Annotated in this window: 18 protein-coding genes; 13 read left to right on the top strand and 5 right to left on the bottom strand. The window is 61.0% G+C overall.

The genetic code is table 11. The features are described from left to right. The first annotated feature begins 258 nt into the window (after positions 1 to 258). The 13 genes from LOY28_RS26100 (at position 259) to LOY28_RS26040 (ending at position 12,837) form a co-directional block, all read left to right on the top strand. Positions 259 to 1,530, top strand: a complete 1,272-nt coding sequence (locus LOY28_RS26100) for a glutamate-5-semialdehyde dehydrogenase (RefSeq protein WP_258612716.1) — start codon at positions 259 to 261, stop codon at positions 1,528 to 1,530. Between the two features lies 1 nt (position 1,531). Further along, positions 1,532 to 2,221, top strand: a complete 690-nt coding sequence (gene nadD, locus LOY28_RS26095; RefSeq protein WP_111454205.1) for a nicotinate-nucleotide adenylyltransferase — start codon at positions 1,532 to 1,534, stop codon at positions 2,219 to 2,221. 72 nt (positions 2,222 to 2,293) lie between these two features. Next, positions 2,294 to 2,788, top strand: coding sequence for a ribosome silencing factor (rsfS, locus tag LOY28_RS26090; RefSeq protein ID WP_019581345.1), 495 nt, complete (start codon positions 2,294 to 2,296; stop codon positions 2,786 to 2,788). 9 nt (positions 2,789 to 2,797) lie between these two features. Continuing rightward, positions 2,798 to 3,265 (top strand): 23S rRNA (pseudouridine(1915)-N(3))-methyltransferase RlmH, encoded by a 468-nt coding sequence (rlmH, locus tag LOY28_RS26085; RefSeq protein ID WP_007937439.1) that lies wholly within the window; start codon positions 2,798 to 2,800, stop codon positions 3,263 to 3,265. 10 nt (positions 3,266 to 3,275) lie between these two features. Next, positions 3,276 to 5,171, top strand: a complete 1,896-nt coding sequence (mrdA, locus tag LOY28_RS26080) for a penicillin-binding protein 2 (RefSeq protein WP_111454207.1) — start codon at positions 3,276 to 3,278, stop codon at positions 5,169 to 5,171. A 31-nt stretch (positions 5,172 to 5,202) separates the two neighbouring features. Further along, entirely contained in the window at positions 5,203 to 6,306 is a 1,104-nt protein-coding gene (gene rodA / locus LOY28_RS26075; RefSeq protein WP_019650887.1) for a rod shape-determining protein RodA, read from the top strand. A 17-nt stretch (positions 6,307 to 6,323) separates the two neighbouring features. Further along, positions 6,324 to 7,334, top strand: coding sequence for a lytic murein transglycosylase B (mltB, locus tag LOY28_RS26070; RefSeq protein ID WP_258612715.1), 1,011 nt, complete (start codon positions 6,324 to 6,326; stop codon positions 7,332 to 7,334). After that, positions 7,334 to 8,344 (top strand): septal ring lytic transglycosylase RlpA family protein, encoded by a 1,011-nt coding sequence (locus LOY28_RS26065; RefSeq protein ID WP_064620605.1) that lies wholly within the window; start codon positions 7,334 to 7,336, stop codon positions 8,342 to 8,344. Before mltB ends, LOY28_RS26065 begins: the two co-directional genes overlap by 1 nt. Positions 8,345 to 8,527: 183 nt before the next feature. Beyond that, on the top strand, positions 8,528 to 9,685 hold the full coding sequence (locus tag LOY28_RS26060) for a D-alanyl-D-alanine carboxypeptidase family protein (protein ID WP_018925757.1): 1,158 nt from the start codon (positions 8,528 to 8,530) through the stop codon (positions 9,683 to 9,685). Between the two features lie 83 nt (positions 9,686 to 9,768). Continuing rightward, positions 9,769 to 10,044 (top strand): DUF493 domain-containing protein, encoded by a 276-nt coding sequence (locus LOY28_RS26055; protein WP_003215438.1) that lies wholly within the window; start codon positions 9,769 to 9,771, stop codon positions 10,042 to 10,044. Continuing rightward, positions 10,044 to 10,691: a lipoyl(octanoyl) transferase LipB gene (lipB, locus tag LOY28_RS26050; protein WP_007937425.1), complete on the top strand. Its 648-nt coding sequence runs from the start codon at positions 10,044 to 10,046 to the stop codon at positions 10,689 to 10,691. Before LOY28_RS26055 ends, lipB begins: the two co-directional genes overlap by 1 nt. Position 10,692: 1 nt before the next feature. Continuing rightward, positions 10,693 to 11,715, top strand: coding sequence for a lipoyl synthase (gene lipA / locus LOY28_RS26045; protein WP_007946663.1), 1,023 nt, complete (start codon positions 10,693 to 10,695; stop codon positions 11,713 to 11,715). A 174-nt stretch (positions 11,716 to 11,889) separates the two neighbouring features. After that, positions 11,890 to 12,837, top strand: a complete 948-nt coding sequence (locus tag LOY28_RS26040) for an LD-carboxypeptidase (RefSeq protein WP_018925758.1) — start codon at positions 11,890 to 11,892, stop codon at positions 12,835 to 12,837. Between the two features lie 94 nt (positions 12,838 to 12,931). On the opposite strand, the gene LOY28_RS26035 is transcribed toward LOY28_RS26040, so the two are convergent. The 5 genes from LOY28_RS26035 to leuS all read right to left on the bottom strand — a co-directional run bounded on the left by LOY28_RS26035 (position 12,932) and on the right by leuS (position 19,115). Next, a complete protein-coding gene (locus LOY28_RS26035) occupies positions 12,932 to 14,254 on the bottom strand; it encodes a lytic murein transglycosylase (protein ID WP_258612714.1) in 1,323 nt (440 codons plus the stop codon). 62 nt (positions 14,255 to 14,316) lie between these two features. After that, a complete protein-coding gene (arfA, locus tag LOY28_RS26030; RefSeq protein WP_003176285.1) occupies positions 14,317 to 14,481 on the bottom strand; it encodes an alternative ribosome rescue factor ArfA in 165 nt (54 codons plus the stop codon). A gap of 254 nt (positions 14,482 to 14,735) precedes the next feature. After that, entirely contained in the window at positions 14,736 to 15,773 is a 1,038-nt protein-coding gene (gene holA / locus LOY28_RS26025; protein ID WP_007937416.1) for a DNA polymerase III subunit delta, read from the bottom strand. A 39-nt stretch (positions 15,774 to 15,812) separates the two neighbouring features. Continuing rightward, positions 15,813 to 16,418: an LPS assembly lipoprotein LptE gene (gene lptE, locus LOY28_RS26020; protein WP_018925760.1), complete on the bottom strand. Its 606-nt coding sequence runs from the start codon at positions 16,416 to 16,418 to the stop codon at positions 15,813 to 15,815. 90 nt (positions 16,419 to 16,508) lie between these two features. Then, positions 16,509 to 19,115: a leucine--tRNA ligase gene (gene leuS / locus LOY28_RS26015; RefSeq protein WP_018925761.1), complete on the bottom strand. Its 2,607-nt coding sequence runs from the start codon at positions 19,113 to 19,115 to the stop codon at positions 16,509 to 16,511. Positions 19,116 to 19,359 lie beyond the last annotated feature (244 nt).

The following is a 19,359-nucleotide window of genomic DNA, read 5'->3' as shown; positions in this document are numbered from 1 at the left end:
TTCGGGTTGTGCCTTAAAGCGGGCCAGGCTGCGTTGCAGGCCTTGGAAAGGGAACAACCATTCCCAGCGGCCTGCGCCTTGCCTGGCCCGCTTTAAGGCGACAACGCGGCGGGGAAACTCATTGAGAGCGCCCCCTGGTCACGGCTGAACGTCGGCAAATTGCCTTCCATTTCGACCATCCGCCCGTCACCGCTGTTAGTCCCGAGACGCGACAGCTATAATCTGCCGCTTTCCTCTTTACCAAGACCACAGCAGACCATGACTGAGTCCGTTCTTGACTACATGACCCGTTTGGGTCGCGCCGCCCGCGAAGCTTCCCGCGTGATCGGCCGTGCCAGCACCGCGCAGAAAAACCGCGCGTTGCAGGCGGCCGCCAATGCGCTGGATGCTGCGCGCGCCGAGCTGACCGCAGCCAATGAACTGGATTTGGCCGCTGGCCGCACCAATGGTCTTGAGCCGGCCCTGCTGGAACGCCTGGCGCTGACCCCGGCGCGCATCGACGGCATGATCGTCGGTTTGCGTCAGGTCGCGGCCTTGCCGGACCCGGTCGGCGCGATCCGCGACATGAGTTACCGGCCGTCGGGCATTCAGGTCGGCAAGATGCGCGTGCCGTTGGGCGTGATCGGGATCATCTACGAATCCCGGCCTAACGTGACCATCGATGCTGCCAGCCTGTGCCTGAAGTCCGGCAACGCGACCATCCTGCGTGGCGGCTCCGAAGCGATTCACTCCAACCGCGCCATTGCCGCCTGCATCCAGCGCGGCCTGGCCGAGGCCGATCTGCCGGCCGCGGTGGTGCAAGTGGTCGAAACCACCGACCGTGCCGCCGTCGGCGCGCTGATCACCATGCCCGAATACGTCGACGTCATCGTGCCCCGCGGCGGCCGTGGCCTGATCGAACGGGTCAGCCGCGATGCCCGCGTGCCCGTCATCAAGCACCTGGACGGCATCTGTCACGTCTACGTCAGTGCCCACGCCGATCTGCCGAAAGCCCAGCGCATCGCATTCAACGCCAAGACTTACCGTTACGGCATCTGCGGCGCGATGGAAACCCTGTTGGTCGATCAAGCCGTCGCCAAAGAGTTTCTGCCAGCGATGGCTGCCCAGTTCCGCGAAAAAGGCGTCGAACTGCGCGGTTGTGAGCGCACCCGGGCGATCATCGAGGCCGTCGCGGCCACTGAAGACGACTGGACTACCGAATACCTGGCGCCGATCCTCTCGATCCGCGTGGTCGACGGGCTGGACCAGGCCATCGAGCACATCAACCAGTACGGCTCCCATCACACCGACTCGATCGTCAGCGAAAACCTGTCTGACACCCGGCGTTTCGTGGCTGAAGTCGATTCGTCCTCGGTGATGATCAACACCCCGACCTGCTTCGCCGATGGCTTCGAATACGGATTGGGTGCCGAGATTGGCATTTCTACTGATAAGCTGCACGCCCGCGGCCCGGTGGGCCTCGAAGGTCTGACCTGCGAGAAGTACATCGTGGTCGGTGACGGTCAGCTGCGCGGCCAGGAGTCGCTCTGACTTGGGCGACCTCGACCCGTCAGTCCCAGTGACCGCCAGCGAGCCCCGGCCTCGACGCATTGGCGTACTGGGCGGGACCTTCGACCCGGTGCACATCGGCCATTTGCGCGGTGCACTGGAAGTCGCCGAATCGCTGGCTCTCGATGAGTTGCGTCTGACACCCAGTGCCAGGCCGCCCCATCGGGACAAGCCGCAGGTATCGGCGAAGGACCGTCTGGCGATGGTCAAGTGCGCGGTGGCCGGTGTGGCACCGTTGGTGGTGGATGCCCGCGAATTGCAGCGGGACAAGCCGTCCTACACCATCGACACCCTGGAACTGATGCGCGCCGAACTTGCCGCGTCAGACCAGGTTTTTCTACTTTTGGGCTGGGACGCATTTTGCGGCCTGCCCACTTGGCACCGCTGGGAAGAGTTGCTCCAGCATTGCCACATCCTGGTGCTGCAACGCCCGGATGCCGACAGCGAACCGCCGGATGCCTTGCGCAACCTGCTGGCAGCACGTTCGGTGAGCGACCCGCTGGCCCTCAAAGGGCCGAGCGGACAGATTGCATTCGTCTGGCAGACACCGCTCGCGGTATCCGCCACCCAGATCCGTCAACTGCTGGCCAGCGGTAAGTCGGTACGTTTCCTGGTGCCCGACGCGGTCCTGGCCTACATCGATGCGCACGGACTTTACCGTGCGTCGAACTGAAAAAGGGCGCGCTTCAAGGCACGTGAATGCGTGTATCGAAGCGCCCGAACATACGAGCAAAACGAGTTTTATATGACTGACAAAGACGTAAACAAAGTAAAGCGCAAGGGCACATTCAAGAGCGCACCGCTGCCAGTAGAAGCACCAACTGGCGCGCCACTGGCCGGCGAAGAGCTGGTCAAGGTTGCCGTAGCGGCCCTGGAAGACGTCAAGGCCCAGGACATCCAGGTGATCGACGTTCGTGAAAAGCAGAGCATCACTGACTACATGATCATCGCCACCGGTACGTCCAACCGCCAGATCGGCGCGATGCTGGACAAGGTCCGCGAAGCCGTCAAAGCCCAAGGCGTCAAGCCGCTGGGTGAAGAAGGCAAGGGCGACAGCGACTGGGTGCTGCTGGATATGGACGACGTCATCGTGCACATGATGACTGCCTCGGCGCGCCAGTTCTATGACCTGGAACGCCTGTGGGCCGGTGCCGAGCAAAGCCGTTCTGCCAGCGCTGCACACCACAGCCCTGAGAACACCCATGAGCATTTCACCAAGCTCAACAAAGACCAGCAATAAGGGAACGCTGTGCGACTGCGACTGATCGCCGTCGGTTCACGCATGCCCAAGTGGGTGGAAGAAGGCTGGCATGAATATGCCAAGCGTCTTCCTTCCGAGCTGGCGCTGGAACTGGTGGAAATTCCGCTCAACACCCGCGGCAAGAACGCCGACGTGGCGCGCTTTATCCGTCAGGAAGGCGAAGCCATGCTGGCCAAGGTCGGGCCGAACGAGCGCGTTGTCACCCTCGAAGTCCACGGCAAGCCCTGGAGCACCGAGCAACTGGCGGTCGAACTCGATCGCTGGCGGCTGGACTCGCGCACGGTGAATTTCATGGTCGGCGGCCCCGAGGGGCTGGCGCCGGAAGTCTGTGCCCGGGCGGATCAACGCTGGTCGTTGTCGCCGTTGACGTTGCCGCACCCGTTGGTGCGGATTCTGATCGGTGAACAGCTGTATCGTGCCTGGACAGTGCTGTCCGGCCACCCTTACCACAAGTAGTTCTGCCCTCATGTCCCAGCCGATCCGCATCAAGGACCACGAAAAAGACGCCCGTCTGGTGCGTGGCCGCGTCGTGTTCGGGGCTATTACGGTGGTGACGCTGATCGGCGTGCTGATCGCGCGGCTGTATTTCCTTCAGGTGATCCAGTACGAGTACCACTCGACCCTGTCGGAAAACAACCGCGTCCATGTGCAGCCGATTCCGCCGACTCGCGGGCTGATCTACGACCGCAATGGCGTGGTGGTGGCCGACAACCGGCCCAGCTTCAGCCTGAGCATGACCCGTGAACGCTCCGGCGACTGGCAGCAAGTGCTCGACGTGATCGTCGAAGTGCTGGAGCTGACGCCCGAGGACCGGGTGATCTTCGAGAAGCGTATGCGTCAGGGGCGTCGGCCGTTCGAGCCGGTGCCGATCCTGTTCGAGTTGACCGAAGAGCAGATCGCCCGCATCGCGGTGAACCAGTTCCGTCTACCCGGTGTGGAAGTGGTCGCGCAGCTGGTTCGTCACTATCCGCAGGGCGCGCACTTTGCGCACTCGGTGGGATATATGGGGCGGATCAACGAGAAAGAGCTCAAGTCTCTGGACCCGGTGAGTTACAGCGGCACCCATCAAATTGGCAAAACCGGCATCGAGCGCTTCTACGAGCCCGAATTGCACGGTCAGGTCGGTTACGAAGAAGTCGAGACCAACGCCCGTGGCCGTGTACTGCGGGTACTCAAACGTACCGAGCCGATTTCCGGCAAGGACATCGTCCTGAGCCTGGACATCAAATTGCAGGAAGCTGCCGAAGCCGCGCTTGGCGGTCGCCGTGGCGCGGTGGTAGCGCTGGACCCGAAAACCGGTGAGGTGCTGGCGATGGTCAGCCAGCCGAGTTTCGATCCGAACCTGTTCGTCACCGGCATCAGTTTCAAGGCCTACTCCGAGCTGCGTGACTCCATCGACCGGCCACTGTTCAACCGCGTGCTGCGCGGTCTGTACCCGCCCGGTTCGACCATCAAGCCAGCGGTGGCGATTGCCGGCCTGGATGCGGGCGTGGTCACGGCGTCGACCCGGGTGTTCGACCCGGGCTACTACATGCTGCCCAACTACGATCACAAGTACCGCAACTGGAACCGTACCGGTGACGGCTTCGTCGATCTCGACACGGCGATCATGCGTTCCAACGACACCTACTTCTATGACCTGGCGCACAAGCTGGGGATTGATCGGTTGTCGTCCTACCTGAGCAAATTCGGCATTGGCCAGAAGGTCTCCCTGGATATGTTCGAAGAGTCGCCGGGGCTGATGCCGACACGGGAATGGAAGCGCGTGACCCGTCGTCAGGCCTGGTTCCCGGGCGAGACGCTGATTCTGGGGATCGGTCAGGGCTACATGCAGTCCACTCCGTTGCAACTGGCGCAGGCCACGGCACTGGTGGCCAACAAGGGTGTCTGGAATCGTCCGCACCTGGCCAAGACCATCGAGGGCGAGAAGCCGAAGGATGAACATCCGATGCCGGACATTATCCTGCGCGACCCGTCGGACTGGACCAAGGTCAATCACGGCATGCAGCAGGTAATGCACGGTGCCCGGGGTACGGCGCGCAAGGCATCGATTGGCGCGCAATACCGGATCGCCGGCAAAAGTGGTACGGCCCAGGTGGTTGCGATCAAGCAGGGCGAGAAGTACGACCGCTCCAAGGTGCAGGAGCGCCACCGCGACCACGCCTTGTTCGTCGGCTTCGCGCCGGCCGACAACCCGCAAATCGTGGTGTCGGTGATGGTCGAGAACGGCGAGTCGGGCTCCGGCGTCGCCGCGCCGGTGGTGCGTCAAGTGATGGACGCCTGGCTCCTCGACCAGGACGGACGACTGAAAGCCGAATACGCCAGCCCTATCAGTGCGGAGGCTACGGCCCGTGAAGAATAATTTCGATCGCATGCTCTCCAGCGAGGATGTGATGCGTCGCCGTGCGACGCTGTTGCAACGCCTGCACATCGACGGCCCGCTGCTGATCCTGCTGCTGACCCTCGCCGCCGGCAGCCTGTTCGTGCTGTATTCGGCCAGCGGCAAGAGCTGGGATCTGCTGGCCAAGCAAGCCACTTCCTTCGGCATCGGCCTGATATCGATGATCGTCATCGCCCAGTTCGAACCGCGCTTCATGGCCCGCTGGGTGCCGCTCGGCTATGTGGTCGGCGTGATCTTGCTGGTGGTGGTGGACGTCATGGGCCATAACGCCATGGGGGCCACCCGCTGGATCAATATCCCCGGGGTGATCCGCTTCCAGCCCTCGGAATTCATGAAGATCCTGATGCCGGCGACCATCGCCTGGTATTTGGCCAAGCGCTCCTTGCCACCCCAGCTCAAGCACGTGGGGATCAGTCTGGTGCTGATCGGTGTCCCGTTCATTCTGATCGTGCGTCAGCCCGACCTCGGCACTTCGTTGCTGATCCTCGCCGGTGGCGCATTCGTGCTGTTCATGGGTGGCCTGCGCTGGCGCTGGATCCTCAGCGTGATCGCCGCCGCCGTGCCGGTGGCCGTGGCGATGTGGTTCTTCATCATGCACGACTATCAAAAGCAGCGAATCCTGACCTTCCTCGACCCCGAGAGCGATCCGCTGGGCACGGGCTGGAACATCATTCAGTCGAAAGCGGCCATCGGTTCCGGTGGCGTGTTCGGCAAGGGCTGGTTACTCGGTACCCAGTCGCACCTGGACTTCCTGCCAGAAAGCCACACCGACTTCATTATTGCGGTCCTGGGCGAAGAGTTCGGCCTGGTCGGTATCTGCGCGCTGTTGCTGATTTACCTGCTGTTGATCGGTCGCGGGCTGGTGATTACCGCCCAGGCCCAGACACTGTTTGGCAAATTGCTTGCGGGCAGCCTGACCATGACGTTTTTTGTTTACGTTTTCGTCAACATCGGTATGGTCAGTGGCCTGTTGCCGGTGGTGGGGGTGCCGTTGCCGTTCATTAGCTACGGAGGAACTTCGCTGGTGACGCTACTGTCAGCGTTTGGGGTTTTGATGTCGATCCATACCCATCGCAAGTGGATCGCGCAGGTTTGAATAAGGTGAAGATTTCAATGCAAGTAATGCGTGGCTGGGCGACTCGATACGCACCGTGGGTCGGCCTGGTGAGCATCCTTGGTTCCGTGCAGGAAGCATTGGCCAGCGATTACGAAGGCTCACCGCAGGTGGCCGAGTTCGTTGGTGAAATGACCCGTGACTACGGCTTTGCCGGTGAACAGCTGATGGGCGTGTTCCGCGAAGCCGAGCGTAAACAGTCGATTCTGGACGCGATCTCCAAACCCGCCGAACGCGTCAAGCAGTGGAAAGAATATCGTCCGATGTTCATCACCGACGCGCGCATCGCCCGTGGCGTGGACTTCTGGCGTCAGCACGAGGCGGTGCTGGCCCGTGCGGAGCAGGAATACGGTGTGCCGGCGCAGGTGATCGTCTCGATCATCGGCGTCGAGACCTTTTTTGGTCGCAATACCGGTAATTATCGGGTGATCGACGCCTTGTCGACCCTGGGTTTCGACTATCCTCCCCGTGCTGATTTCTTCCGCAAGGAGTTGCGTGAATTCCTGCTGCTGGCCCGTGAAGAGCAGGTCGACCCGTTGACCCTCAAAGGCTCCTATGCCGGGGCCATGGGCTTGCCGCAATTCATGCCGAGCAGCTTTCGCGCCTATGCGGTGGATTTCGACGGTGACGGCCACATTAATATCTGGAACAACCCCGATGATGCCATCGGCAGCGTCGCCAGTTATTTCAAGCAACACGGCTGGGTCGCCGGCGAACCTGTGGTCAGCCGTGCCGATGTGCGCGGCGATCAGGTGGACGACGGGCTGACCGACGGCATCGAACCGACGAAAACCGTCGGGGAGTTGCGGGCGCTGGGCTGGTCGAGTCATGATGCGCTGCGCGATGATATGCCGGTCACGGCTTTCCGCCTGGAAGGTGACAATGGCCCTGAATACTGGATGGGCCTGACGAATTTTTACGCGATCACGCGTTATAACCGCAGCGTGATGTACGCCATGGCCGTACATCAACTGTCTGAACAGCTGGTCCAAGCACGGGGCGTCAAGTAATGCGGGCATTGCCTATGAATAAACCCCTGAAGCTCATGGCATTCGCCGCGTTGGCGGTGCTGGTCGCCAGTTGTTCGACCAGCCGCTCACCGACTCAGAAGTCTTCCACCGCCGTTCGTTCGGCCCCCGGCCTGGACATCAACCGGGCGCACAAGGATGGCGCACCCTGGTGGGACGTCGACGTATCGCGCATCCCGGATGCCACGCCGACCCTGCACAGTGGTCCTTATAAAGCCAACCCGTACACCGTGCTGGGCAAGACCTACTTCCCGCTGCAGGAATCCAAGACCTACGTCGCGTCGGGCACGGCGTCCTGGTATGGCACCAAGTTCCACGGCCAGAACACCGCCAACGGCGAGGTGTATGACCTGTATGGCATGAGCGCCGCCCACAAGACCTTGCCACTGCCAAGTTACGTTCGGGTGACCAACCTGGACAACAACAAGACGGTGATTCTGCGGGTCAATGACCGTGGGCCGTTCTATTCAGACCGGATCATCGACTTGTCCTACGCGGCCGCCAAGAAGCTTGGCTACGCTGAAATCGGCACGGCGCGGGTCAAGGTCGAAGGCATCGATCCGCAGGAATGGTGGGCGCAGAGAGGTCGTCCGGCGCCGTTGATGCTCAACGAGCCGCAAGTGGCGCAAAATGCCGCGCCGACCATGACCGCTTCCACTGGCACCGTCGAGCAATGGACGCCACCGCCGCAGCAACACGCCGCGGCCGTTGTGCCCGTGCAGATCGATGCAAAAAAAAACGCTTCTGTACCAGCCTCTGGCCAGTATCTGCAGGTGGGCGCGTTCGCCAACCCGGACGCTGCAGAGCTCCTGAGATCGAAGCTCAGCGGGATGGTGAGCGCTCCGGTGTTCATCAGCTCGATCGTGCGTAACCAGCAGACTCTGCATCGGGTGCGCATGGGGCCGATCGGCTCTGCGGGTGAAATCCAGCAGGTGCAGAACAGCGTGCGGCTGGCCAATCTCGGTTCACCGAGCCTGGTCAGCGCCGAGTAACACGTAGTACTTGATTGACGGTTCGCTTGCAGTTTTGGGGGGCGAACCGGGTTGTTGGCTCGTTGAAGAACAAAAGCCCGGCAAGGGTTACAGAGTGAGCAACTGAACACGTGACAGCTTTTTGAAAAGTTGTCTGATTAGTTTTGCCCTAGGGCAGTTTCCATTAGCGATTTCGAGAGACGGATGAACATCACCACCTTTGCCAAACGCCTGTGCCTGCTAGTCCCGCTGCTTCTCTCTCCCGCGGCTTTCGCGGTCGAGATGATGCCGTCGCCACCGCAATTGGCCGCCAAAGCCTACGTACTCATGGACGCCAGCAGCGGCAACGTGCTGGTAGAGAACAACGGTGACCAGCGTCTGCCGCCGGCCAGCCTGACCAAGCTGATGACCGCGTATATCGCGACCCTGGAAATCCGTCGTGGCCAGATCGGCGAAAACGATCCGGTGACCGTCAGCGAGAACGCCTGGCGTACCGGTGGTTCGCGGATGTTCATCAAGGTCGGCTCGCAAGTTACCGTCAGCGACCTGCTGCACGGCATCATCATTCAATCGGGCAACGACGCCAGTGTTGCGCTCTCCGAGCACATCGCCGGCAGCGAAGACGCATTCGCCGACCTGATGAACAAAACCGTTGCTGATCTGGGCATGACCAACACCCACTTCATGAACCCGACCGGTCTGCCGAACCCGGAGCACTACTCGTCGGCTCACGACATGGCCGTGCTGGCTCGCGCGATCATCCACGAAGACCCGGCTCACTACGCGATCTACTCGCAGAAAGAGTTCTTCTGGAACGGTATCAAGCAGCCTAACCGCAACCTGCTGCTGTGGCGCGACAAGACTGTCGACGGTCTGAAAACCGGTCACACTGACGAAGCCGGCTACTGCATGGTGTCTTCGGCCGTACGTGATGGCATGCGCCTGATCGCCGTGGTGTTCGGCACCAACAGCGAAGTGGCTCGTGCTGCCGAAACCCAGAAGCTGCTGACTTACGGTTTCCGCTTCTTCGAAACCCAGACCTTCTATCAGAAAGGCGCCGAGCTGGCTCAGGCACCTGTCTGGAAAGGCACCACCAATCAAGTCAAGGCCGGCCTGGCTGAAGACCTGACCATGACCTTGCCAAAAGGCCAGCTGAAGAAGCTTGCTGCCAGCATGACCATGAACCCGCAACTGGTTGCACCCATCGCCAAGGGCGACGTGATCGGTAAAGTCGAAGTGAAACTGGACGACAAAGTGGTGCACAGCGCCGACCTGATCGCTCTGGACGCAGTCGACGAGGGTGGTATCTTCCGCCGCATGTGGGATAGCATCCGTCTATTCTTCTACGGCTTGTTCAACTGATAGTGTGCACCTGCATGGCCCCACGCTGATCCGGCGTGGGGCCTTGCTGTCGCCACGGCTTACGCTTACGAGGCCGTTACGCCATGACCGATACCGAAGTAAAGGCGCCTAAGATCGAATTCCCCAACGTTGATTACCCGGTTAAGGTGATCAGCGATACGGGTGTGGGCAACAAAGACAAGATCATCGAGATCGTCAAGAAACACGCGACGATCAACCATGACCGCGTTGATGAGCGCCAAAGCACCAACGGCAAGTACACCACGATTCAGTTGCACATCGTCGCCACCGACCAGGACCAGCTGTACAACATCAACAGCGAACTGCGGGCTACCGGCTTCGTGCACATGGTGCTGTGATGCCTGGCACGCTGGGCTTTCGCGAACTTGGCCAGATGGCTTACGAGCCGGTCTGGCATGCCATGCAACGCTTCACCAACGAACGCGGCAGCGATGCCGCCGACGAGATCTGGCTGGTCGAGCACCCGCCGGTGTTCACCCAGGGCCAGGCCGGCAAGGCTGAACACCTGTTGCTGCCAGGCGATATTCCGGTGGTGCAGGTCGACCGCGGTGGGCAGGTGACCTACCACGGTCCGGGCCAGTTGGTGGCCTACCTGTTGCTGGATGTGCGCAAGCTGGGGTTCGGCGTGCGTGACCTGGTCAGCCGCATGGAGCAGTGCCTGATCGAGTTGCTGGCCAGTTACGGCGTGACCGCATCCGCCAAGCCGGATGCACCGGGTGTCTATGTCGATGGCGCGAAAATCGCGTCCTTGGGTCTGCGGATCCGCCACGGTTGTTCCTTTCATGGCCTGGCCCTGAACGTGGATATGAACCTGGAACCGTTTCGACGGATTAATCCCTGCGGCTATGCCGGGCTGGCGATGACCCAGCTGCGCGATCACGCAGGACCGATTGAATTTGCCGAGGTAAGTGCCCGGCTGCGCGCGCAGCTCGTCAAACACCTCGACTATGCTGAGCAGACGACCCTAACGGGCGGAATCGATTGATATGACTACTGATGCAGTGCAAACCATGATCCCGACGCTCGATGTCACCGAGCGTCCGGCCCCGCGTGCCAAGGTTGAAGCCGGCGTCAAGCTGCGCGGCGCCGAGAAGGTTGCACGCATCCCGGTGAAGATCATCCCGACCACCGAACTGCCGAAGAAACCTGACTGGATTCGCGTGCGCATCCCGGTTTCCCCGGAAGTCGACCGCATCAAGGCCTTGCTGCGCAAACACAAGCTGCACAGCGTTTGCGAAGAAGCATCCTGCCCGAACCTGGGCGAGTGCTTCTCCGGCGGCACCGCGACCTTCATGATCATGGGCGATATCTGCACCCGTCGTTGCCCGTTCTGCGACGTTGGCCATGGTCGTCCGAAGCCACTGGACGTGAACGAGCCGGAAAGCCTGGCCATTGCCATCGCCGACCTGAAACTGAAATACGTGGTCATCACCTCGGTAGACCGTGACGACCTGCGTGACGGTGGTGCCCAGCACTTTGCCGACTGCATCCGCGAAATACGCAAACTGTCGCCGAACGTACAGCTCGAAACCCTGGTCCCGGACTACCGTGGCCGCATGGACGTCGCACTGGAAATCACCGCCGCCGAGCCGCCAGATGTGTTCAACCACAACCTGGAAACCGTGCCGCGCCTGTACAAGGCTGCGCGTCCGGGGTCGGATTACCAGTGGTCGCTGACCCTGCTGCAACGCTTCAAGCAGATGATGCCGCACATTCCGACCAAGTCCGGCCTGATGCTGGGTCTGGGCGAAACCGACGAAGAAGTCATCGAAGTCATGAAACGCATGCGCGAACACGACATCGACATGCTGACCCTGGGCCAGTACCTGCAACCGTCCCGCAGCCACTTGCCGGTCCAGCGCTTCGTGCACCCGGACACCTTCGCCTGGTTTGCCGAGGAAGGCTACAAGATGGGCTTCAAGAACGTCGCTTCCGGCCCGCTGGTACGCTCCTCGTACCACGCCGACGAGCAGGCGAAGCTGGTCAAGGCCGAATTGATGTCGTCCTGATTCCGCGCTGAGAAAAGAGCACGCCCGCAAGGTTAGTCCTTGCGGGCGTTTTCATTGGCGCTGCCCACATCCTCTGCAGGCTTTTCCTGCAAGCCGTGGTGCGACTGACCCTCTTTTGTTTATTCCCGTTCCTGACTACTGTGTGCTGAAGCATTCACACAGGGAGAATCATGGATGACTGCTCGACCGACCCACACCCTTTGTCCTCACGTCCCTGTTCCGGCCTTGCCGCCTGCAGGGCTGATCGGCGTCATTGCGCCTGCCGGCCCCGCTGCCCTGGACACCGATAAAGCGATTGCCTGGATGCGCGCTCGCGGCTATTCGCTGCGAGTGTTCCCCGGCGTTTACGAGAAAGACGGCTACCTGGCCGGCAGCGACGATGTGCGGCTCAATGACTTGCACGCGGCATTTACCGACAGCGAGGTCGACGCCATCATCTGTTTGCGTGGCGGTTACGGTACTCCGCGTTTGCTCGATCGGATCGATTTCGAGTTACTGCGCAACAATGCCAAACCGTTCATCGGCTATAGCGATATCACTGCACTGCATCTGGCAATCAGCCGTTATGCGGGGTTCGTGACGTTTCACGGCCCGATGCTCAATGCGGACCTGCTGGGTGACAAGCAGAAACCCACCGAGTCCTCGTTTTTCAACATGTTGCGCGGGCAAGTGACGGCGGACAGCGTGCTGGCGCACCCTGTGGCCTACCCGTTGACGACCGTCTCGCCAGGCATTGCTCACGGGCGTTTGCTGGGGGGCAATCTGTCGATGATCGCCGCGACCATGGGTACGCCTTACGAGATCGACGCCGAGGGCGCCATCCTGTTCATTGAAGACATCAACGAGCCGCTTTATCGCATTGATCGGCTGCTGACCCACTTGCGTCTGGCCGGCACGCTGCACAAGTTGCGCGGGGTTCTGGTGGGGGATGTGGCGGGCGTGGACACCATCGCGCTGGAGGGCTTGCTCAAGCAGACCTTCGCGTCGTTGCGCATACCCGTGCTGGCGGGGTGGCGCAGCGGGCATTGCGATCCGAACCTGACGTTGCCGATGGGGGCACTGGTCAGGCTGGATGCGGGGAGCAAGACGTTGGTGTTGGAGCAGGATGTGGTGATCAAGTAACAACACATCGCAAAAAAAAATCGCAGCCTTCGGCAGTTCCTGCAGGTGTACACAAAACCCTGTAGGAGCTGTCGAAGGCTGCGATTTTTTGCTTTTAGCGGTTACGCAAACCTTCGAGCAACTTGTGCGTAGGGTACCCATCCGCCGGCCAGCCAAACGACTGCTGCGCGCTGCGGATTGCTTTACGGGTATTGGCGCCGATGATGCCGTCGGGGGTGCCGGCGTCATAGTTCCGGGCGCTCAGCAGGGTTTGCAGCTCGATTCGCTCGGTACGGCTCAGCGGCAAGTCATCTTTTGGCCATAGACCGTTGATCAGGCCACCGCCATTGAAACGCTCAGACAACAAGCTCACGCCCAAGGCGTAGGACGAAGAGTTGTTGTACTTGAGGATTGCTCGGAAGTTATCGAAGATCAGGAATGCCGGGCCGCGATAGCCTGCCGGCAGGAGCAGGGCGGCCGACAGGTGTTCGGAACCGGCCGGAACCTGGGCACCATTGGGCAGGGTGACCCCCAGTTGCTGCCACTCGGCGACGCTTTTGCGAATCGCGCCATCGGCCAGGACGTAATTGAAGCTGCTCGGCAGTTGGACTTCGAAGCCCCACGGCTGGCCTTTCTGCCAGCCGGAGCTTTGCAGGTAGTGCGCGGTCGAGGCCAGTGCATCAGCGGCGCTGTTCCAGATGTCACGGCGGCCATCGCCGTCGAAGTCTACGGCGTGGGTGTTGTAGGTGGTCGGGATGAACTGGGTCTGGCCCATGGCACCCGCCCAGGAGCCGAGCATTTTCTCGGGTTCAATATCACCCTGTTGCAGGATTTGCAGGGCAGCGATCAGCTGCGCATGAGCAAAGCCTGGGCGTCGACCTTCATAGGCCAGGGTTGCAAGGGAGTTGATCACAGACTTGTTACCCTGGAACTGACCGAAGTTACTCTCCATGCCCCACACCGCGACCAGTGCCTGACGGTCGACGCCATAGCGCTGCTCGATGCTTTGCAGGATATCGGCGTACTGGCTGACCAGTGCCTGACCTTTGCGTACCCGCAGCGGCGACAGCGCGCCATCGAGGTATTCCCACACCGGACGAGTAAATTCCGGCTGGCTGCGGTCGGCACGGATCACGCTGGCGTCCAAGCTGACATTGGCAAAGGCACGGTCGAACAGGTCGGCGCGAATGCCGGCGGCGAGGGCGTCTTTGCGAAAACCCGACTGCCATTCGGCAAAGGTCTGGGTGGGCTGGATGTCGAGATCCTCACCGGTCGGAACCACCGGCGGAACGACCGCAGGGGCCGTGGCAACGGCTTGGGTTTGAAGCGGCTGGGCGTCGGCGGCGGTGGGTTTTTCCGCGCAGGCGACAAGCAGAACGAGGCTGGAGGCAGCTATCAATTGGCGAAGGTGCCAACGACGGGAAAGACAAAGGGGCATGCACAGGTCCAGAGGATACGAATCAGGTGCAGACCTTAACATGTTGAGCGATGGCTTGCCTTTCAGGCTGCCAGAAAGTAAGAAGCCTCCCAGCTATTAGACTGGAAGGCTTCGCGGCGGTAGCTGCCTTTGCCCTTGCCGGCTCGTTCCTGACGGCTGCGGAACAGTGGCTGGGCGATGATGGATTTGGCCTTGTTGGGGCCATGCTTGGATGGCTTTTTACTCATGATGATTTCTCGCAAGTGAGTGGATTTTGCGGGACAAATCATCGGCCGAAGTTGGGGTTCTGTCTAGTCCCCAGGATGTGTAGGAAATGATGACCTGTGGCGAGGGAGCTTGCTCCCGTTCGGCTGCGGAGCAGTCGTAAACCCGGTGAACTTGGATTACCTGAAGCGTCGCGGTGTCTGGTTTCGGGGTCGCTTCGCAACCCAGCGGGAGCAAGCTCCCTCGCCACAGAGGTTGGTGCAGGCTGGAAAACAGGTTATTCGGCAGGCAACGACAATCTCTGCCCAGCCATCAACAACGTCAACCGGCTCAAACTCATCCAGGGTGAACCCGCCGCCTGGCCTTTGATCTGCGCGTCGATGCGCTGTGCTTCAAGCAGCAATTGCGCCCAGCGTTGTGCCGAGTAGCGTTGCAGTGCCTTGCTCATCAGTGGTTTGCGCTTGTCCCAGACCGGCGGTCGGGCCTGGCTGAAGGCTTTGTCCAGCGGCACGCCCTGGCTGTATTGCAGCGACAGGTTGGCCAGCAGGCGCAGTTCACGGGCCAGCGCCCAGAGAATCACCGGCGGTTCGACGCCTTCGCCGCGCAGCCCTTCGAGCATGCGCAGGGCATGAGCGGCTTCGCCGTTGAGGATCGCGTCGGTCAAGCCGAAGACGTCGAAGCGCGCGCTGTCGGCCACCGCCGCTTGCACGGTTTCGACGGTGATCTGACCACCTTCGGCCATCAGCTTGAGCTTTTCGATTTCCTGGGCGGCAGCCAGCAAGTTGCCTTCGACCCGAGCGGCGATCAGTTCGACGGCGTCCTGGCTGGCGGAAAGCCCGGCCTGGGACAGTCGTTGACGAATCCAGCTCGGCAACTGGTTGGTGTCCACGGGCCAGATTTGCACGAACTGGGTCTGCGGACCTTCGACCAGCGCCTTGCCCCACTTGGTTTTCTGCGCACTGCCATCAAGCTTGGGCAGGCTGATCAGCAGTAGCGTGTCTTCTGCCGGGCGCGAGCAGTACTCGATGAGCGCGGCGGCGCCTTTGTCACCAGGTTTGCCGGAGGGCAGACGCAGTTCCAGAAGACGTTTTTCGGCGAACAGCGACATGCTTGCACCAGCCTGCAGCAGCGTACCCCAGTCGAAACTGGCGTCGGCGGCGAAGACCTGGCGTTCATCGAAACCTTGTTGGCGAGCCGCGGCGCGAATGGCGTCGGCGGCTTCCTGGCACAGCAGTGGGTCATCGCCACTGATGATGTAGACCGGCGCAAGAGCGCCTTGCAGGTGTTTACCGAGTTGGGCGGGGGCGAGTTTCATAAGAGGAGGCGAACGGGGCGCCTGAGCGCCCCGTAAGTCTTACTGCTTCGGCAGTTCGACAGGCGACTGACGCGGGGTCTCCGCTTCAGCCTTCTGCGCCGCTTCCAGCGCGGCGGCTTCAGCCTTGGCCCGGGCGTCGGCAGTCTGTTGCAGCTGTTCCAACTGGGTCGGGGTGAGCTGTTGCAGACGCAGCATCATGCGTTGAACCAGTTCACGACGAATGTCCTTGCGGGCATCGTTGGCTTCCTGGTCGGAGCCCACCAGGTTGTTGCCGTCGTGGATGAACACCTTCTGCACTTCAAGCTTGTCGCTCAGCAGTGGCAGGTCACCCTGACCACGGATGTCGTAATTGAGCACGGTGTTCACCTGGTACTCGCCAGTACGGCCGGCACCGGCATAGCTGAGGATGCGCTGGCTTTCCTGCTCATCGGTCAGCACCAGTTTGTAAGGTGCGCCGGTGTAGACCCGGACGCCGCTGCTTTCCAGTACCTGGCGCAATTGTGTCACGGTTTCGCCGTAGGCATTGCGGGCGCTCAGGTCGAGTTCCTTGATCGCCAGTTCGGTGGTGCCGGTGCCACGCAGGTGGAAACCGCAGGCGCTCAGCAGGACTGCAAGGCCCATCACCAGCAAATTGCGTTTGATCATCTTGTTGCTCCCCTTGAAACCATGTGGGCCGGTCAAGCGGCCCGGAAGGTTTTACTCGGCGCCAGGCTCACCTGGCGCCCGATCCAATTTTTAGCTGGCGACGATATTGACCAGTTTCCCGGGCACTACGATCACTTTGCGAATAGTCAGGCCATCGACGAAGCGCAGGACGTTTTCGTTGGCCCGTGCGGCGGCTTCGACTTCTTCGCGGCTGGCGCTGGCTGGCATTTCGATGTGGCCGCGCAGCTTGCCATTCACTTGAATGACCAGTTGCAGGCTGTCCTGTACCAGCGCGCTTTCGTCCAGCACCGGCCAACCGGCGTCGATCACCGGGTCGGCGTGGCCCAGGCGATGCCACAGCTCGTGGCTGATGTGCGGGGTGATCGGGGCCAGCAGCAGAGTCACGGTTTCCAGGCCTTCGTGAATCAGCGCGCGATCCTGTTCGGTGCCTTGCGGGGCTTTTTCCAGCACGTTCATCAGCGTCATCACCTGGGCGATGGCGGTGTTGAATTTGTGATTCTGGCCGACGTCGTGGCTGGCCTGCTTGATGGCCTGGTGGATCGAACGGCGAATGGCTTTCTGCTCGTCATTCAGGCTGGCGACATCCAGTTTTCCCGGCAGGCCCTGAGTGACGTGCGCTTGAGCCAGGCGCCAGACGCGCTTGAGGAAGCGGTGCGAACCTTCTACTCCGGAGTCGGACCATTCCGCGCTCATGTCAGGTGGCGAGGCGAACATCATGAACAGGCGGCAGGTGTCTGCGCCGAACTGGTCAATCATCGACTGTGGGTCGACGCCGTTGTTCTTCGACTTGGCCATCTTCTCGGTGCCGCCGATTTCCACCGGCAGGCCATCTGCGATCAGCTTGGCGCTAATAACCTTGGCCTTGCTGTCGCGTTCGAGTTCGACGTCCGCCGGGTTGAACCAGGTGTAGGCACCGTTGGCTTCACGACGGTAGTAAGTCTCGGCGATCACCATGCCCTGGGTCAGCAGGTTCTTGAACGGCTCGTTGGAGCTCACCAGGCCTTCATCGCGCATCAGCTTGTGGAAGAAGCGCGCGTAGAGCAGGTGAAGAATCGCGTGTTCGATACCGCCGATGTACTGATCCACCGGCAACCAGTGGTCGGCCGCCGATTTTTCTACCAGGCCACCTTCAAAGTGCGGCGAGGCGTAACGGGCGTAGTACCACGAGGACTCGACGAAGGTGTCCATGGTGTCGGTTTCACGCTTGGCCGGTGCACCGCATTTCGGGCAAGCGCACTCGTAGAACTCGGGCATGCGTGCCAGCGGCGAACCAGCGCCGTCCGGTACCACGTCTTCCGGCAACACCACGGGCAGTTGATCTTCCGGGACCGGTACATCACCGCAAGTACCGCAGTGGATGATCGGGATCGGGCAGCCCCAGTAGCGTTGACGGCTGATGCCCCAGTCGCGCAGGCGGAACTGGGTGCGCGAGGCGCCGAGGTTTTTCTTGATCAGTGCGACTTCGATAGCGTCGAAAGCGCCTGCGAAGTCGAGGCCATCGAACTCGCCGGAATTGATCAGCGTGCCGTACTCGCCGTAAGCGTCCTGCCACGGGGCAGGATTGGTGTCACCGGCACTTGTGCGCACCACCGATTTGATCGGCAGGTTGTACTTGTGGGCGAACTCGAAATCACGCTCGTCGTGCGCCGGAACTGCCATGACCGCGCCATCGCCGTAGTGCATCAGCACGTAGTTGGCGACCCATACCGGGAGTTTCTCACCGGTCAGCGGGTGCTCGACGAACAGCGAGGTCGGCAGGCCTTTTTTCTCTTGAGTGGCGACGTCGGCTTCAGCAACGCTGCCGCCCTTGCATTCAGCGATGAACGCTTGCAGTTCAGGGTTGTTCTGCGCCGCCAGGGCAGCCAGAGGGTGTTCGGCGGCCACGGCAACGTAGGTCGCGCCCATCAGGGTATCCGGACGGGTGGTGAAGACTTTCAACGCGCCGGCTTCACCGATGGAAGCGACGTCGTACGGGAACTGCACTTCCATGCCGCGGGATTTGCCGATCCAGTTGCGCTGCATGGTCTTGACCTGTTCAGGCCAGCCAGTCAGTTCGTCGAGGCTCTCCAGCAGCTCATCCGCGTAAGCGGTGATCTTGAAGTAGTACATCGGGATTTCGCGCTTTTCAATCAGCGCGCCGGAACGCCAGCCGCGACCGTCGATCACTTGCTCGTTGGCCAGAACAGTCTGGTCGACCGGGTCCCAGTTCACAGTGCCGCTTTTTTTGTAAATCACGCCTTTTTCGAACAGGCGAGTGAACAGCCATTGTTCCCAGCGGTAGTAATCGGGCTTGCAGGTGGTCACTTCGCGCGACCAGTCCACCGCCAGGCCCAGGCTGCGCAGCTGGCTTTTCATGTAGGCGATGTTTTCGTAGGTCCACTTGGCGGGCGCTACGTTGTTCTTCATCGCGGCGTTTTCCGCCGGCATGCCGAACGCGTCCCAACCCATGGGTTGCAGGACGTTCTTGCCTTGCATGCGCTGGTAGCGGGAGATCACGTCGCCGATGGTGTAGTTGCGCACGTGCCCCATGTGTAGCTTGCCGCTGGGGTAAGGGAACATCGACAGGCAGTAGAAAGTCTCCTTGCCTGGCTGTTCACTGACTTCAAAGGACTTTTGCTCGTCCCAGAACGACTGGGCGGCGGCTTCGATTTCACGGGGCTGATATTGTTCGTGCATGGCTACTTTTGAACTGAATAGGGGTGGCCTAATCCTCTTCAATGCAACGCTGGACGGTGATGACGCCAAATCGGCGTTTCGCTGCCCAGCCGAGCTGGAAGTGGAGTTACAGGAAGCGCCGTAGCATACATGACGGCACTCTACCGAGGGAAACCCTGATTACACGCAAGGGCGCGGCCAATTCCCGCCCCGAGGGCCGTTGGTCGCGGCGCTCAGCCGGTTTTTTCAGCGAAGCTAAGCTCTA

The organism is Pseudomonas sp. B21-017 (assembly GCF_024749245.1).
Taxonomy (GTDB): Bacteria; Pseudomonadota; Gammaproteobacteria; order Pseudomonadales; family Pseudomonadaceae; genus Aquipseudomonas.
Note: the sequence above shows the minus strand (reverse complement) of the source record. Positions and strands in the feature narration are given on the sequence as shown.

Coding starts and splice junctions, on each gene's coding strand:
- LOY28_RS26100 (WP_258612716.1), top strand. CDS start 259: ATGACTGAGTCCGTTCTTGACTACATGACCCGTTTGGGTCGCGCCGCC.
- rsfS (WP_019581345.1), top strand. CDS start 2,294: ATGACTGACAAAGACGTAAACAAAGTAAAGCGCAAGGGCACATTCAAG.
- mrdA (WP_111454207.1), top strand. CDS start 3,276: ATGTCCCAGCCGATCCGCATCAAGGACCACGAAAAAGACGCCCGTCTG.
- rodA (WP_019650887.1), top strand. CDS start 5,203: ATGCGTCGCCGTGCGACGCTGTTGCAACGCCTGCACATCGACGGCCCG.
- mltB (WP_258612715.1), top strand. CDS start 6,324: ATGCAAGTAATGCGTGGCTGGGCGACTCGATACGCACCGTGGGTCGGC.
- LOY28_RS26065 (WP_064620605.1), top strand. CDS start 7,334: ATGCGGGCATTGCCTATGAATAAACCCCTGAAGCTCATGGCATTCGCC.
- LOY28_RS26060 (WP_018925757.1), top strand. CDS start 8,528: ATGAACATCACCACCTTTGCCAAACGCCTGTGCCTGCTAGTCCCGCTG.
- LOY28_RS26055 (WP_003215438.1), top strand. CDS start 9,769: ATGACCGATACCGAAGTAAAGGCGCCTAAGATCGAATTCCCCAACGTT.
- lipB (WP_007937425.1), top strand. CDS start 10,044: ATGCCTGGCACGCTGGGCTTTCGCGAACTTGGCCAGATGGCTTACGAG.
- lipA (WP_007946663.1), top strand. CDS start 10,693: ATGACTACTGATGCAGTGCAAACCATGATCCCGACGCTCGATGTCACC.
- LOY28_RS26040 (WP_018925758.1), top strand. CDS start 11,890: ATGACTGCTCGACCGACCCACACCCTTTGTCCTCACGTCCCTGTTCCG.
- LOY28_RS26035 (WP_258612714.1), bottom strand. CDS start 14,254: ATGCCCCTTTGTCTTTCCCGTCGTTGGCACCTTCGCCAATTGATAGCT.
- arfA (WP_003176285.1), bottom strand. CDS start 14,481: ATGAGTAAAAAGCCATCCAAGCATGGCCCCAACAAGGCCAAATCCATC.
- holA (WP_007937416.1), bottom strand. CDS start 15,773: ATGAAACTCGCCCCCGCCCAACTCGGTAAACACCTGCAAGGCGCTCTT.
- lptE (WP_018925760.1), bottom strand. CDS start 16,418: ATGATCAAACGCAATTTGCTGGTGATGGGCCTTGCAGTCCTGCTGAGC.
- leuS (WP_018925761.1), bottom strand. CDS start 19,115: ATGCACGAACAATATCAGCCCCGTGAAATCGAAGCCGCCGCCCAGTCG.